Origin of the sequence: Mycobacterium persicum, from assembly GCF_002086915.1 — a bacterium.
Lineage (GTDB): Bacteria > Actinomycetota > Actinomycetes > Mycobacteriales > Mycobacteriaceae > Mycobacterium > Mycobacterium persicum.
The window spans coordinates 5438589-5454090 of record NZ_MWQA01000001.1; the positions used below are offsets into that span (position 1 = coordinate 5438589).

Genomic DNA, 15502 nt, shown 5'->3' on the forward strand with positions numbered 1-15502 from the left:
AGTCACGACCGTGGCGTAAGTCCATCGGCCGCTGCTCGGAGGGAAGGGGCGTGCATGTCTCCCAAGGTGGCCAACAAGGTATTTGTCATCGGCGTCGGCATGACCAAGTTCGAAAAGCCCGGCCGCCGCGAAGGCTGGGACTATCCCGACATGGCCAGGGAATCGGGGACGAACGCCCTGCGCGATGCCGGCATCGACTACAACGACGTCGAGCAAGGCTACGTCGGCTATGTCGCCGGCGATTCGACGTCCGGGCAGCGAGCGCTCTACGAGCTGGGCATGACCGGCATCCCGATCGTCAACGTCAACAACAACTGCTCAACCGGCTCGACGGCGCTGTTCTTGGCGGCCCAGGCCATCCGCGGCGGGATCGCCGACTGCACAATCGCGCTCGGCTTCGAAAAGATGCAACCCGGCTCGCTCAGCGGTGGCGCGCAAGACCGCGAATCGCCGATGGCCAGGCATGTCAAGGCGCTGGCCGCGATCGACGAGTTCGCGATGCCCGTCGCGCCGTGGATGTTCGGCGCCGCCGGCCGCGAGCACATGAGGCAGTACGGCACCACGGCGGAGCATTTCGCCAAGATCGGCTACAAGAATCACAAGCATTCGGTGAACAACCCGTATGCGCAGTTCCAGGAGTCCTACACCCTCGACGACATCCTGGCGTCGCGGATGATCTCCGACCCGCTGACCAAGCTGCAGTGCTCGCCGACCTCCGATGGTTCGGCGGCGGCCATCCTGGCCTCCGAGTCGTTCGTCGACAGCCGCGGACTGGCCTGGCAGGCCGTGGAGATCGTCGGCCAGGCCATGACGACCGACTTCGCCTCGACCTTCGACGGCAGCGCCAAGAACCTCATCGGCTACGACATGAATGTTCAAGCGGCGCAGCGCGTTTACCGGCAATCGGGACTCGGGCCCGAGGACTTCCAGGTGATCGAGCTACACGACTGCTTCTCGGCCAACGAGCTCTTGCTGTACGAAGCGCTGGGCCTGTGCGGCCCGGGTGAGGCGCCCAAGCTGATCGACAACGGCGACACCACCTATGGCGGACGCTGGGTGGTCAACCCGTCCGGCGGCCTGATCTCCAAGGGCCATCCGCTGGGCGCGACCGGATTAGCTCAGTGCTCCGAACTGACCTGGCAGCTGCGCGGCACCGCAGACAAGCGGCAGGTCGTCAATGTGACCGCGGCGCTGCAACACAACATCGGGCTGGGCGGCGCCGCCGTCGTCACCGCGTACCAGCGCGCCGAGCGCTGAAACTGAGCGCGCCGTGATCGAGTGGTCGCAGACCGATCTGATGATGCGCGACGCGGTTCGCAAATTCATCGACAAAGAGATCCGTCCAAAATTGGACGAACTGGAAACCGGTGCGCTGTCGCCATATCCGATCGCGCGCAAGCTGTTCAGCCAGTTCGGCCTCGACGTGCTGGCCACCGAATCGGTCAAGTCGATGCTGGACCGGGAGCGGGCTGAGCAGCGCGCGAATGGTGAAAGCTCCCGCGGCTCAGTAGCGTTCGGTGCTCAGGCATCGATGGCCGCGGTCATGGTGTCCGAACTCGCCGGGGTGAGCATCGGATTGATCAGCACGGTCGCGGTCAGCATCGGGCTGGGTGCGGCGACCATCATGAGCCGCGGCACGCTGGCCCAGAAGGAGCGCTGGCTGCCCGAGCTGATGACGCTGCAAAAGATCGCGGCGTGGGCAATCACCGAGCCGGACTCGGGCTCGGATGCGTTCGGCGGCATGAAAACTCACGTCAAACGCGACGGTGCGGACTACATTCTCAGCGGGCAGAAGACCTTCATCACCAACGGCCCGGACGCGGACGTGCTGGTGGTCTACGCCAAACTCGATGACGGCACTGCCGGCGGCTCCGACTCCGACCGGCGCAACCGGCCGGTGCTCACGTTCGTTTTGGATGCCGGAATGCCGGGCCTGACGCAGGGCAAGCCGTTCAAGAAGATGGGCATGATGTCGTCGCCGACCGGCGAACTTTTCTTTGACAACGTGCGACTGACTCCGGACCGTCTGCTGGGGGAGAAGGAGCAGCACACCGACGGCGACGGGCGCGACAGCGCCCGGGCCAATTTTGCCGCGGAACGCCTCGGGGTTGCGCTGATGGCGCTGGGGATCATCAACGAATGTCACCGGCTGTGTGTGGCGTACGCGAAGACCCGCACCCTCTGGGGCAAGAACATCGGGCAGTTCCAGCTGATCCAGCTCAAGCTTGCCAAGATGGAAATTGCTCGAATCAACGTGCAGAACATGGTGTTTCAAATTCTGGAACGGCTCAAGGCCGGAAAGCTACCGTCGCTCGCCGAGGCGTCGGCGATCAAGCTCTATTCTTCGGAGGCCGCCACCGACGTCGCGATGGAAGCCGTGCAGTTGTTCGGCGGCAACGGCTACATGGCCGAGTATCGCGTGGAACAGCTTGCCCGCGATGCGAAGTCGCTGATGATCTATGCCGGCAGCAACGAGGTTCAGGTGACTCATATCGCCAAGGGCCTGCTGGCCTGACGCTAGGCCACCACCCAGATCGCTCGTGCCGCCGGGCTGCCCAAGTCGACGGGCGTCGGTGCGCCGTCGCCCGACTCGATCGCCACCGAGATCATGCCGGCGAATTCGCGTCGCGTCACGACCCGCAGCCGGGAATCCAGGTTGATGCCGACACTGTCGAAGTACCGCAGCATTTCCGGGTCGGCATCGGAAATGCGGGCCACCGTGCCGGTGTCGCCGTCGCGACACTCCCACAATTGCCGGGCCGGCGGCGTGGGCACCTGCCCGTCGGAGGCCGGAATCGGGTCGCCGTGCGGATCGCGCTGCGGAAATCCCAGCTTGGCGTCGATCCGGGCCACCAGCCGATCAGATACGGCGTGTTCGAGCACCTCGGCCTCGTCGTGCACTTCGTCCCAGCCGTAGCCGAGTTCGTTGACCAGGAACGTTTCCAGAAGCCGGTGTCGGCGCACCATCGCCAGCGCTGCGCGGCGGCCGGCTTCGGTCAACGTCACCGCGCCGTATTTTTCGTGGTCGACCAGACCCTGTTCGGCGAGTCTGCGGATCGACTCCGAGGCCGTACTGGCCGAAACCCCGATCTTCTCGGCCAGCATCTTGGTGCTGACCTTGTCCAACGACCACTCCTGGGCCTTCCAAATCACCTTCAGGTAGTCCTGAGCAACCGCGGTAAGACCGCCAGGCTCTTCGTCAGCCCTCACAACCTGAAAGTTTAGGCGGATCTGAGCTGAAACCGGGGCTGCGATCACCAGGGATCGCCGGTACCGCCGTCGAGTCTGCGGTGAGCGCGCCCAGCAAGACCGCGATCGACACTGTGGACGCAGTCTCGGCGCGAGCAACGCAGTCTCGGCGCGAGCAGCGCAGTCTCGGCGAGAGCTGCGCAAACCAGCGATATCGCGCCGATCTTGCCCGCCACGGCTCGACCGGCATCGTAGGCTTGCCTGTGTGCAGCGGTGGCGCGGCCAAGACGAGATCCCCACGGACTGGGGTAGATGCGTACTGACGGTCGGGGTGTTCGACGGCGTGCATCGCGGGCACGCGGAGTTGATCGCGCACGCGGTGAAAGCCGGCCGTACCCGCGGCGTGCCGATCGTGCTGATGACATTCGATCCACATCCCATGGAAGTGGTGTACCCCGGCAGTCATCCGGCGCAGCTGACGACGCTGACTCGCCGCGCTGAGCTGGTCGAAGAGCTGGGCATCGACGTATTCCTGGTGATGCCGTTCACCACCGACTTCATGAAGCTCACCCCGGACCGTTACATCCACGAGTTGCTGGTCGAGCACCTGCACGTGGTTGAGGTCGTCGTGGGTGAGAACTTCACCTTCGGCAAGAAGGCGGCCGGAAATGTGCATACCCTGCGGCGGGCCGGCGAGCGGTTCGGGTTCGCGGTGGAGGCGATGTCGCTGGTGTCCGAGCACCACAGCCACGAGACCGTGACGTTCTCGTCCACCTACATCCGCTCCTGCGTGGACGCGGGTGACGTGATGGCGGCCACCGAAGCACTTGGCCGCCCTCATCGCGTCGAAGGCGTCGTGGTCCGCGGGTACGGACGGGGGGCCGAGCTCGGTTTTCCCACCGCCAACATCGCGCCCCCGATGTATTCGGCTATCCCCGCCGACGGTGTGTACGCCGCCTGGTTCACGGTCTTGGGCCATGGTCCGGCGGCCGGGGCGGTGATTCCCGGCGAGCGCTACCAGGCCGCGGTGTCCATCGGGACCAATCCAACGTTCTCCGGGCGTACCCGTACCGTCGAGGCGTTCGTACTGGACACCACCGCAGACCTGTACGGCCAACATGTGGCCCTGGACTTCGTCGCTCGGATCCGTGGCCAGAAGAAGTTCGAATCGGTGCGTGACCTCGTCGCCGAGATCGCCGCGGACACCGAGCGCACCCGCGCGTTGTTGGCCGGGGGCTGACGGTTATGCCGCTGGGCTGAACCGCTGTTAGACTGCCCGTCGTTAATCGGCGCGTGCTGCGGTTCGCGGCGGCCGTGCCCGCAAAGTTCCTTGATCGCGGACCAATTGATGGAGATGTTTCGTGGCGCTGACTGCCGAGCAGAAAAAGGAAATTCTCAAGACCTACGGTCTGCATGAGACCGACACCGGATCCCCCGAAGCGCAGATCGCGCTGCTGACCAAGCGGATAGCCGACCTGACCGAGCATCTGAAGGTGCACAAGCATGACCACCACTCGCGCCGGGGGCTGTTGCTGCTAGTGGGCCGCCGGCGACGGCTGATCAAGTACATCTCCCAGATCGATGTCGAGCGTTACCGCTCGCTGATCGAGCGGCTGGGTCTGCGTCGCTGACCTCTCGCGCGATGCGCGCCCTCAACCTGGTCGCTTTCACGGCCGTGGTGGTGACCGCGTGCGTGGTACTGATGGGGTGCTCGTCAGCGTCCAACCTCGCCGACCTCAAGGTGGGAGATTGTCTCAAGCTTGGTGGCACACCGGATCGACCGGAGGCCACCAAGGCGGTGTGCGGTAGCCCGGACTCCACTTTCAAGGTCGTCGCCGTGGTGAAGCCCGGGGCCGAGCGCGCGCAATGCCCGGCCGACGTCGACTCTTCGTATTCCGTGCACAACTCGGTAACCGGCGAGAACAGCACCTTATGCCTGGACGTCGATTGGGTGGTCGGCGGCTGCATGAGCGTCGACCCGGCGCACAAAACCGAACCGTTCCGGGTGGACTGCAACGACGCGTCGGCGCCGCATCGGCAGCGGGCCACGCAGATCCTGGAAAACTTGGAGCCACCCGTCACCGCCGACCAATGTGCCAGCGGCGTCGGCTACACCTACACCCAGCGGCGGTTCGCCGTGTGCGTCGAGGACGTCACCAACGGATCGCGGACATAGTGGTCGGACATATCGGGCATCCGGGTCTTCCCGGTACCCGGAGTTAGCCGGTGTACAGTAATGACGTTCTGGGCCGGTTCGGCCCGAGCACATGGTGCGGTCCACGTAGATCCGCGTGTACCGCTCCAGCGAGTCACTATGTATGTCCGAGGGAGCAGCCCGGCCTGTATCGGGCGGTCTTCGGTAGTGGCTGCCGGGCTCCCCGGATCTGGGGAGGTCGGCCGCTTCGATCGATGGCCGTAGCCGCATTCAGGCTCTCTTTCATCAGGGACGCTCCCAGGGCGGCTCGCAGGTCCGTCCGGGCCCGCGAGTCGGCCCTGCGAACCCTCGGGTTGTCCGTGACAACGCGAAACAGTTGAACAATCCAGAGAGGGCGCACGGACGTCATGTCTGTAGCTGAAATTGAAGAAGGCGTGTTCGAAGCGACCGCCACCATCGACAACGGGAGCTTCGGCACCCGCACCATCCGGTTCGAGACCGGCCGGCTGGCCTTGCAGGCGGCCGGCGCGGTGGTCGCCTACCTCGACGAGGAGAACATGCTCCTATCGGCGACCACGGCCAGCAAGAACCCCAAAGAACATTTCGACTTCTTCCCGCTGACCGTCGACGTCGAGGAGCGGATGTATGCGGCCGGCCGCATCCCCGGTTCGTTTTTCCGTCGTGAGGGACGACCCTCCACCGACGCCATCCTGACCTGCCGACTCATCGACCGGCCGCTGCGCCCGTCGTTCGTCGACGGGCTGCGCAACGAGATCCAGATCGTGGTGACGATCCTGAGTCTGGACCCCAACGACCTCTACGACGTCCTGGCGATCAACGCCGCGTCGGCTTCCACCCAACTGGGTGGACTGCCCTTCTCCGGCCCCATCGGCGCGGTGCGCGTGGCGCTGATCGACGGCACCTGGGTTGCGTTTCCCACCGTCGAACAGATCGGGCGTGCGGTGTTCGACATGGTGGTCGCCGGCCGCATCGTCGGCACCGACGACGCGGGCGGCAGCCCTGAGAAAAACGATGTCGCCATCATGATGGTCGAAGCCGAGGCCACCGAAAACGTCATCGAGCTCATCGAGGGCGGTGCCGCGGCGCCGACGGAAAGCGTGGTGGCCCAGGGGCTGGAGGCAGCCAAGCCGTTCATCGCCGCGCTGTGCACCGCGCAGCAGGAACTTGCCGACGCGTGTGGGGCTTCAGCCAGGACGACCGGCGACTTCCCGGTGTTCCCCGACTACGGCGACGACGTGTACTACGCGGTGTCCTCGGTGGCCACCGACGAGTTGGCCGCCGCGCTGACCATCGCGGGTAAGGCGGACCGCAATCAGCGCACCGATGAAATCAAGAGCCAGGTGCTCGAGCGGCTCGCTGACACCTACCCGGGCCGGGAGAAGGAGATCGGGGCCGCGTTCCGCGCGCTGACCAAGAAGCTGGTCCGGCAGCGCATCGTCTCCGACCACTTCCGCATCGACGGCCGCGGCATCACCGACATCCGCGCCTTGTCGGCCGAGGTCGCCGTGGTTCCGCGGGCACACGGCAGCGCGCTGTTCGAGCGCGGTGAGACCCAGATCCTCGGTGTGACGACGCTCGACATGGTCAAGATGGCCCAGCAGATCGACTCGTTGGGGCCGGAGACGACCAAGCGTTACATGCATCACTACAACTTCCCGCCGTTCTCCACCGGCGAGACGGGACGGGTCGGTTCACCCAAGCGCCGAGAGATCGGCCATGGCGCGCTGGCCGAGCGCGCGTTGGTGCCGGTGCTGCCCGGTGTCGAGGAGTTCCCTTATGCCATCCGCCAGGTGTCGGAGGCACTGGGCTCCAACGGCTCGACGTCGATGGGGTCGGTGTGCGCGTCCACGCTGGCGCTGCTGAACGCCGGGGTGCCGCTGAAGGCGCCGGTGGCCGGCATCGCGATGGGCCTGGTGTCCGACGACATCGAGGTGGCCGGTGGGGGAACGGAGCGGCGCTTCGTCACCCTGACCGACATCCTGGGCGCCGAAGACGCCTTCGGTGACATGGACTTCAAGGTCGCCGGAACCAAGGACTTCGTCACCGCGCTGCAGCTGGACACCAAGCTCGACGGCATTCCCTCCCAGGTTCTCGCAGGTGCTCTCGCCCAAGCCAAAGACGCCCGGCTGACCATCTTGGAGGTCATGGCCGAGGCCATCGACCGGCCCGACGAGATGAGCCCGTACGCGCCGCGGGTCACCACCATCAAGGTTCCGGTGGACAAGATCGGTGAGGTCATCGGTCCCAAAGGTAAAGTCATCAACGCCATCACCGAGGAGACCGGTGCACAGATCTCCATCGAGGACGATGGAACGGTGTTCGTCGGCGCCACCGACGGCCCCTCGGCGCAGGCCGCCATCGACAAGATCAACGCCATCGCCAACCCCCAGTTGCCGACGGTAGGGGAGCGGTTCCTCGGAACAGTGGTCAAGACAACCGATTTCGGTGCCTTCGTCTCACTGCTGCCCGGGCGCGACGGCCTGGTGCACATCTCCAAGCTCGGCAAGGGCAAGCGCATCGCGAAGGTCGAGGACGTGGTCAACGTCGGCGACAAACTGCGGGTGGAGATCGCCGATATCGACAAGCGCGGCAAGATCTCGCTCGTCTTGGTGGCCGAGGAAGACTCCGCCAACGCGGCCGCCGGAGCCCCTGCAGCGCCAGCCGATGCCGCGACGGCCAGCAGCTGAGCCAGCGGCGGCCCAGGCAGTGCGCCGCACGACACTGCCGGGCGGTCTGCGCGTCGTTACCGAATACCTGCCGGCGGTGCGTTCGGCCTCGGTCGGGCTCTGGATCGGCGTGGGATCGCGCGACGAGGGCACCACGGTGGCCGGCGCCGCGCACTTCCTCGAACACCTGCTGTTCAAGTCGACACCCACCCGCACCGCCGTCGACATCGCGCAGGCAATGGACGCCGTCGGTGGCGAACTGAACGCGTTCACCGCCAAGGAGCACACCTGCTACTACGCCCATGTGCTCGACTCTGACCTGTCGCTGGCCATGGATCTGGTCTCCGATGTGGTACTCAACGGGCGTTGCGCCGCCGACGATGTCGAGCTGGAACGCGACGTCGTCCTCGAAGAGATCGCGATGCGCGACGACGATCCCGAGGACGCGCTGGCCGACCTGTTCCTCTCGGCGTTGTTCGGCGACCACCCGGTGGGCCGGCCGGTGATCGGCACCGCCCAATCCGTATCGGCGATGACCAGAGCCCAACTCCAGTCGTTTCACGTGCGGCGCTACACACCGGAGCGAATGGTCCTCGCGGCGGCCGGCAACGTCGATCACGACGAGGTGGTCGCATTGGTGCGGGAGCACTTCGGGCCGCGGTTGGTCCGCGGGCGCCGGCCCGTCGCACCACGCAAGGGTGCCGGCCGGGTGAACGGGATGCCCGGGTTGACGCTGGCCGAGCGCGACGCCGAACAGACGCACGTCTCGCTGGGCATCCGCACGCCTGGACGCGGCTGGCAGCATCGCTGGGCGCTGTCGGTGCTGCACACCGCGTTGGGCGGCGGCCTGAGCTCGCGGCTGTTCCAGGAGGTCCGCGAGGCCCGCGGGTTGGCCTACTCGGTCTACTCTGCGCTGGACATTTTCGCCGACAGTGGCGCACTGTCGGTGTATGCGGCCTGCCTGCCCGAACGTTTCGCCGAGGTGATGCGAGTGACCGCCGAGGTGCTGGAATCGGTGGCACGTGACGGCATCACCGAGGCGGAATGCCGGATCGCCAAGGGTTCGTTACGCGGCGGCCTGGTGCTGGGCCTGGAGGATTCCAGTTCACGGATGAGCCGCATTGGTCGCAGCGAATTGAACTACGGCAAGCACCGCAGCATAGAGCACACCCTGCAGCACATCGAGCGGGTCACCGTCGAGGAGGTCAACATGGTGGCCCGCCGGCTGCTGGGCAAACGCTACGGCGCTGCCGTTCTGGGTCCCTACGGCTCGAAACGACAGCTGCCGCAACAACTTCGAGCGATGGTAAATTAACCCGATGGTGCTGGGCTTCTGGGACATCGCGGTACCCATCGTTGGTGCGCCGATGGCCGGCGGGCCGGGTACACCGGCCCTGGCCGCGGCGGTGTCGAATGCGGGCGGGCTGGGCTTCGTCGCCGGCGGCTACGTCAGCGCGGACAAGTTTGCTGACGACATCGCCGCCGCGCGTGCCGCCACCACCGGCCCGATCGGGGCGAACCTGTTTGTGCCCCAGCCCAGCGTCGCCGACTGGATGCAGCTGGAGTACTACGCAGAAGAGCTCGAAGAGGTCGCCGAGTACTACCGCTGTGAGGTCGGCCAGCCGATCCACGGTGACGACGACGACTGGCATCGCAAACTCGAAGTGGTGGCCGATGTGCGACCGGAGGTGGTGTCCTTCACGTTCGGCGCGCCGCCGCCGGACGTCATTCGCCGGCTGAGCGCGCTGGGATTGCTGGTGTCGGTCACCGTGACGTCGCCCTATGAAGCCGGGGTGGCCATCGCGGCCGGCGCCGACAGCCTGGTGGTCCAGGGCCCGGGCGCCGGCGGGCATCGCGGCACGTTCGCACCGGACATGGAACCGGGCGAGGAGTCGTTGCACCAGCTGCTCGACCGGATCGGCAGCGCACACGAGGTGCCGCTGATCGCCGCGGGCGGCCTGGGCACCGCCGAGGACGTCGCGGCCGTCCTGCGCAGGGGAGCGGTCGCCGCCCAGGTCGGTACCGCGCTGATGCTCACCGACGAAGCGGGGACCAACCCGGCGCACCGGGTTGCGCTGAAGAACCCGGAGTTCGACTCCACCCTGGTCACCCGGGCATTTTCCGGCCGCTACGCCCGCGGGCTGGCGAACAACTTCACCCGACTGCTCGATCGCGTCGCGCCACTGGGCTATCCCGAGGTCAATCAGATGACCAAGCCGATACGCGCGGCAGCGGTCGCGGCGGACGACCCGCACGGGACCAACCTCTGGGCGGGAACGGCTTACCGGCAGGCCCGCCCGGGCCCGGCGGCCGACATCGTCGCATCGTTGGCTCCCGACTTGCGGATGCTGTAGCGCTAGCACGTAACAGGTTGCGCGCGTAGCGGGTAGTGCTGCCGGTGCTTCGGGCTGGCTATGATCAGCCAATGACTGAGCCTTCGGTGTCGGCCACTGTCCAGATCAATGCCAGTCCGCAGCGGGTGTATGGGCTGATCACCGATCTGCCGACACTGGCCTCGCTGGCCGAGGAGGCGGTGTCGATGAAATTGCGCAAGGGCGACGGAGTCCGCAAAGGCGCCGTGTTCGTCGGCCACAACGAAAATGGCGGCCGTCGATGGCACACGACGTGCACCGTTACCGACGCCGAGCCGGGCCGCACCTTCGCATTCGACGTGCGCAGTGCCGTCATTCCGGTGGCGCGGTGGCAATACGACATCGTCGCGTCCGGCGGCGGCTGCCGGGTTACCGAGAGCACCTGGGACCGGCGGCCGCGCTGGTTTCGCAAGATCGCCGGCATGGCAACCGGGGTTGGGGATCGGGCGGCGGCAAACGCCGAGCACATCCAGCTGACCCTGCGGCGCCTGAAGCAACGGGCTGAGGCCGAGTAGCCGACGCGACGCCTATACTTACCGGCACATGGTGTCCACGAGGATGACATTTCGGTGCTGATGTAAACGGCGAGGCAAGGGGGCCTGATGTTCACCGTCGATGAGCAGGCAGCGGGGTTGCACTGCGCCAAGCCGGTTCGCGCCGACCACGAGCATCTCGTCCTCGAGGCACGCGACGTCGAGTTCGACTGGGCGCGTTTGCCGTTTCACTATGTGCCGAACGAACCGTTGGCCACGCACTTCATGAATGTCCTGCACCTGCTGCTGCCGGCCGGCGAGGAGTTCTTCGTCAAAGTGTTCAAGAAGACGCTGCCGCTGATCAAAGACGATCAACTGCGGCGGGACGTACAGGGATTCATCGGGCAAGAGGCGATGCATTCGCAGGCACATTCCGGCGTGTTGGCCCACTTCGATGCCCGAGGCGTGGACGTGACGCCGTTCACCGACCAGATCAGCTGGCTGTTCCAGAAGCTGTTGGCCGACAATCCCCGGAAAAGCCTACGCAGACAGCACAATTGGTTGCTGGAGCAGGTCTCGTTCATCTCGGCGATCGAGCACTACACGGCCGTCTTGGGCGAATGGGTCTTGAACTCCCCGCAGCTCGACGCCGTCGGCGCTGATCCGGTGATGCTGGACATGCTCCGGTGGCATGGCGCAGAAGAGGTCGAGCACAAGGCGGTGGCCTTCGACACCATGAAGCATCTGCGCGCCGGATACTGGCGGCAGGTGCGCGCCCAGCTGGCCGTCACCCCGGTGCTGTTGCTGTTGTGGATCCGCGGAGTGCGGTTCATGTACTCGGTGGATCCCTACCTGCCGCCGGGTGTCAGGCCACGTTGGCGCGACTACCTCGATGCGGCGCGCCGGGGATTGCTGCCGGGCCCGTGGCGATTACTGCGGGTCGTCGGCCGCTACTACCGGCCGGGTTTTCACCCGTCGCAGCTGGGCGGCCTGGAGAGGGCGGTCGATTACCTGGCCGTGTCACCCGCCGCCCGGGCGTCGTACTGACCCGATGGTGGACCCGGCGGTGAATCGGATCCGTGCGCAGTCAAATTCCATTGTGGCGGAAGGCATTTGGGCGAGTCGACCCACGGATTTGTACGACGGTGGCCGGCGGGACCGCTTTGCCACTGCGTTGTGGGGTGTCCGCACGCTGTTCGGCGGATTCGCGTCGGCCTCGCGATGGGACCCGTCGCGGGTCAGCCCGGTGCGACGGACACATCTGGCGACCGTCGTCGGACGCGAACTCGTGGCACCCGACGTGGTGGCGCTGACCCTGGCCGACCCGGACGGCGGATTGCTGCCGTCCTGGACGCCCGGCGCTCACATTGACGTGCACCTGCCCTCGGGCCGGCGCCGGCAGTATTCGCTGTGCGGGCGGCCCGGGCGTCGCACGGACTACCGCATCGCAATCCGGCGCATCGCCGACGGTGGCGGTGGTTCGGTAGAGATGCACGAGGCCTACGACGTGGGTGACCCGCTGGTTTTCGAAGGGCCTCACAACGCGTTCCATCTCGGAACGGCCGAGCCCGACCTGCTTTTCGTGATCGGCGGCATCGGAGTGACACCGATCCTGCCGATGATCCAGGCGGCTCAGCAGCGCGGAACCCCTTGGCGGGCCGTCTATGCCGGCCGAAGCCGAGACCAGATGCCGCTGCTCGGTGAGGTCGTGTCGGTGGCGCCGGAGCGGGTGACGGTGTGGGCCGACGACGAGCGCGGCCGCTGCCCCTCGGTCGACGACCTCCTGGACGGTGCCGGGCCGAGGACCGCCGTTTACGTGTGTGGGCCAACTCCCATGCTGGAGGCGGTGCGCGCGGCCCGCGCCCGGCATGCCCACGCACCGCTGCACTATGAGCGGTTCAGCCCGCCGCCGGTTGTCGACGGAATTCCATTCGAGCTGGAACTCGGGCGGTCGGGGAGAGTGCTGACCGTTCCGGCGAACCGGACGGCGCTGGACGTCATGCGCGACAGCGATCCGACCACCGCGTACTCGTGCCAGCAGGGTTTCTGCGGCACGTGCAAGGTGAAAGTCCTTGCCGGACAAGTGGATCACCGCGGCCGCGCAGCGGAAGCCGACGACGAGATGCTGGTGTGTGTGTGTCCCGGGCGAAGAGCCGCCGGGTGGTCATCGACGGCTGAGGGCGCGGCACGTCAAGTTTTCGTAGAGGGGACTGTGCTTTTCCGGCGGGGCCGCTTATCATTCGTACCAAGGAGGACCGCTCAGATGGCCAAGCCGCCGCTGTCGATGAAGCCGACCGGATGGTTCCAGGTCGCCTGGTGTGACGAAATCGGCGTCGGTGACGTCCTCCGGATGAAGTACTTCGACCAGGAGCTGGTCGCCTGGCGCGCCGAGTCCGGCCGCCTGACCGTGATGAACGCCTACTGCGAACACCTCGGCGCCCACCTGGGTTACGGCGGCAAGGTCGTCGGCGAGGTGCTGCAGTGTCCCTTCCACGGCTGGCAGTGGAGTCAGCAGGGCCGCAACGTGTGCATCCCGTATCAGGACCGGCCCAACCGGGGGCGGCGCATCGCCACTTATCCGGTGGTTGAGCGCAACGAGTCGGTGTACATCTGGCACGACGTCGAGGGTCGCGAACCGTTCTTCGACGCACCGGACGTGTTCGCCAGCTTCGGCGAGGGCGCTGCCGCGGACTATTACCCGCCGCAGCGGTTGTACCGGCCGGCGCTGGAACTCCATCCGCAGTACGTGCTCGAAAACGGGGTGGATTTCGCGCATTTCAAGTATGTGCACAACACCCCGATCGTGCCGGTCTTCACCCGCCACGACTTCGCCGCCCCGGTCTCCTTCGTCGACTTCACCATCACCTTCGAGGGTGACGACGGTCAGCAGATCGAGGACGTCAACAGCGGCGTACAGGCCGTCAATGGCGGCTTGGGAGTTGCGGTGACCAAGAGCTGGGGCATGGTCGACAACCGCACCATCTCCGCGATCACGCCGGTGGACGAATCCACCTCCGATGTCCGGTTCATGGTCTACATCGGCCGGACGGCCGGCAAGGATCCGGCCCGCGCCGAGCTCAAGGCGCGCGAGTTCGGGCAGGAAGTGATCCGGCAGTTCGAGCAGGACATCGACATCTGGGCTCACCAGCGCTATTCCGACCGACCCGCTTTGACCCCCGACGAGTTCCAGGGTTTCACCGCAATTCGCACCTGGGCCAAGCAGTTCTATCCCGACGGTCGCGGCGGCAGCATCGCCGACGGGTATGCGGCATCGCGGGCAGCGGGACGCCAATGAATTCCCCGGTTCGCCCGATCCGCGTCTTCCAGGTCGCCACCGGCAATGTCGGTCGCGAGATGATCAGGCGACTGCAGACGCGGCCCGACCTGGAACTGGTCGGAGTTCATTGCTACTCGCCCGACAAGGTCGGCGCCGACGCCGGAGAACTCGCCGGTATCGGGCCCATCGGCGTCACGGCAACCGGCAGCGTCGACGACATCATCGCCGCCAAGCCGGACGTGCTGACCTTCCATGGGGTGTTTCCCGACGAGGACCTGTACATGAAAGTGCTCGCGGCCGGGATCAATGTCGTCACCACCGCCGACTGGATTACCGGGTGGCACCGCGACCATAACCATCCGCATCCATCCGGCAGGCCGGTGACCCAGCTGTTGGCCGAGGCCTGCGAGAAGGGTGCTGCGACGTTCTATGGCACCGGCATGAACCCTGGCCTGAACCACATCCTCGGGGTGGTGTGTTCGGCCGACGTCGCCGAGATCGAGAACATCACCACCATCGAGTCCGTCGACGTGTCCTGCCATCACTCCAAGGAGACCTGGATCGAAGTCGGCTACGGCAAACCGGTCGACGACCCGGAAATCCCGGCGAAGCTGGAAAAGTACACCAGGGTCTTCGCCGACAGCGTGCTGATGATGGCCGACTGCTTCGACCTGCCGCTTGACGAGGTGACGTTCAGTTACGAACTGGGAGCCTGCACCAAAGACGTCGACCTGGGCTGGTACACGCTGCCGAAAGGTTCGGTGGGCGGCAGTTACATCAAATACCGGGGCCTGGTCGACGGGGTGGCGCGGGTCGAGACCCACCTGGAGTGGCAGATGACTCCGCACACCGACCCGAGCTGGAAGATCAAGGGCTGCTACATCACTCGGATCCAGGGCGATCCGTGTGTCTATAACAAGCACATGATCTTCCCGAAGCCCGGCATCGATTTGTCCAACCCGGACAACTTCGCCTCCATCGGCATGACGGTCACCGGAATGCCGGCGCTCAACTCAATCAGGTCGGTCGTCGCGGCGCGGCCCGGACTGATCACCAGCGCCGACATTCCATTACGCGGGTTTGCCGGTCGATTCACAACGTAGACCGATCGTGGGGCGTCTTACCAGCCGCGTTCGGCGAGCCGGTGCGGCTGGGCGATCTGTTCGACGTTGATGCCGACCATCGCCTCGCCCAGCCCCCGTGACACCTTGGCCAGCATGTCGGGGTCGTCGTAGAAGGTGGTGGCTTTGACGATCGCGGCGGCCCGGTGTTCGGGGGCGCCGGACTTGAAGATGCCCGAGCCGACGAACACACCTTCGGCGCCCAGCTGCATCATCATCGCCGCATCG

The 15502-nt window shown here is 66.0% G+C and carries 13 protein-coding genes and 2 pseudogenes; 13 read left to right on the forward strand and 2 right to left on the reverse strand.

The window, feature by feature from the left end:
• Positions 1-54: 54 nt before the first annotated feature.
• Positions 55-1257: a lipid-transfer protein gene (locus tag B4U45_RS24670; RefSeq protein ID WP_082275595.1), complete on the forward strand. Its 1203-nt coding sequence runs from the start codon at positions 55-57 to the stop codon at positions 1255-1257.
• Between the two features lie 13 nt (positions 1258-1270).
• Entirely contained in the window at positions 1271-2515 is a 1245-nt protein-coding gene (locus tag B4U45_RS24675; protein WP_075548964.1) for an acyl-CoA dehydrogenase family protein, read from the forward strand.
• 2 nt (positions 2516-2517) lie between these two features.
• On the opposite strand, the gene mntR is transcribed toward B4U45_RS24675, so the two are convergent.
• The gene (mntR, locus tag B4U45_RS24680) at positions 2518-3210 is read right to left on the reverse strand and encodes a manganese-binding transcriptional regulator MntR (protein WP_075548979.1); all 693 of its coding nucleotides are present in this window, start codon (positions 3208-3210) and stop codon (positions 2518-2520) included.
• 244 nt (positions 3211-3454) lie between these two features.
• Here mntR and B4U45_RS24685 point away from each other — a divergent pair, with 244 nt between their 5' ends.
• From B4U45_RS24685 to B4U45_RS24735, 11 genes and pseudogenes are all read left to right on the forward strand, one after another.
• Positions 3455-4429 (forward strand): bifunctional riboflavin kinase/FAD synthetase, encoded by a 975-nt coding sequence (locus B4U45_RS24685; protein WP_075548963.1) that lies wholly within the window; start codon positions 3455-3457, stop codon positions 4427-4429.
• Positions 4430-4550: 121 nt separating this feature from the next.
• Complete coding sequence (gene rpsO, locus B4U45_RS24690) at positions 4551-4820, forward strand: 30S ribosomal protein S15 (RefSeq protein ID WP_023372450.1); 270 nt, start codon at positions 4551-4553, stop codon at positions 4818-4820.
• 11 nt (positions 4821-4831) lie between these two features.
• Positions 4832-5365 carry an LppU family putative lipoprotein gene (lppU, locus tag B4U45_RS24695; RefSeq protein WP_075548962.1) on the forward strand — a complete coding sequence of 178 codons (534 nt, stop codon included), beginning with the start codon at positions 4832-4834 and terminating at the stop codon, positions 5363-5365.
• A gap of 386 nt (positions 5366-5751) precedes the next feature.
• Positions 5752-8052: a polyribonucleotide nucleotidyltransferase gene (locus B4U45_RS24700; RefSeq protein WP_075548961.1), complete on the forward strand. Its 2301-nt coding sequence runs from the start codon at positions 5752-5754 to the stop codon at positions 8050-8052.
• Positions 8030-9346: a M16 family metallopeptidase gene (locus B4U45_RS24705; RefSeq protein WP_075548960.1), complete on the forward strand. Its 1317-nt coding sequence runs from the start codon at positions 8030-8032 to the stop codon at positions 9344-9346. The genes B4U45_RS24700 and B4U45_RS24705 overlap by 23 nt, the downstream gene beginning before the upstream one ends.
• A gap of 4 nt (positions 9347-9350) precedes the next feature.
• Positions 9351-10385, forward strand: coding sequence for a nitronate monooxygenase (locus B4U45_RS24710; protein WP_075548959.1), 1035 nt, complete (start codon positions 9351-9353; stop codon positions 10383-10385).
• Positions 10386-10456: 71 nt separating this feature from the next.
• Positions 10457-10918 carry an SRPBCC family protein gene (locus B4U45_RS24715; protein WP_075548958.1) on the forward strand — a complete coding sequence of 154 codons (462 nt, stop codon included), beginning with the start codon at positions 10457-10459 and terminating at the stop codon, positions 10916-10918.
• Positions 10919-11005: 87 nt separating this feature from the next.
• Positions 11006-11923 (forward strand): metal-dependent hydrolase, encoded by a 918-nt coding sequence (locus B4U45_RS24720; RefSeq protein WP_075548957.1) that lies wholly within the window; start codon positions 11006-11008, stop codon positions 11921-11923.
• A gap of 4 nt (positions 11924-11927) precedes the next feature.
• A pseudogene (locus tag B4U45_RS24725) lies at positions 11928-13054 on the forward strand (PDR/VanB family oxidoreductase).
• A gap of 85 nt (positions 13055-13139) precedes the next feature.
• Positions 13140-14171: a Rieske 2Fe-2S domain-containing protein gene (locus B4U45_RS24730; RefSeq protein WP_075548978.1), complete on the forward strand. Its 1032-nt coding sequence runs from the start codon at positions 13140-13142 to the stop codon at positions 14169-14171.
• Positions 14168-15256, forward strand: coding sequence for an NAD(P)H-dependent amine dehydrogenase family protein (locus tag B4U45_RS24735; RefSeq protein WP_075548956.1), 1089 nt, complete (start codon positions 14168-14170; stop codon positions 15254-15256). The genes B4U45_RS24730 and B4U45_RS24735 overlap by 4 nt, the downstream gene beginning before the upstream one ends.
• A gap of 17 nt (positions 15257-15273) precedes the next feature.
• On the opposite strand, the pseudogene B4U45_RS24740 reads toward B4U45_RS24735, so the two are convergent.
• Positions 15274-15502 (reverse strand): annotated as a pseudogene (locus tag B4U45_RS24740) (pyridoxal 5'-phosphate synthase lyase subunit PdxS); the annotation flags it as partial.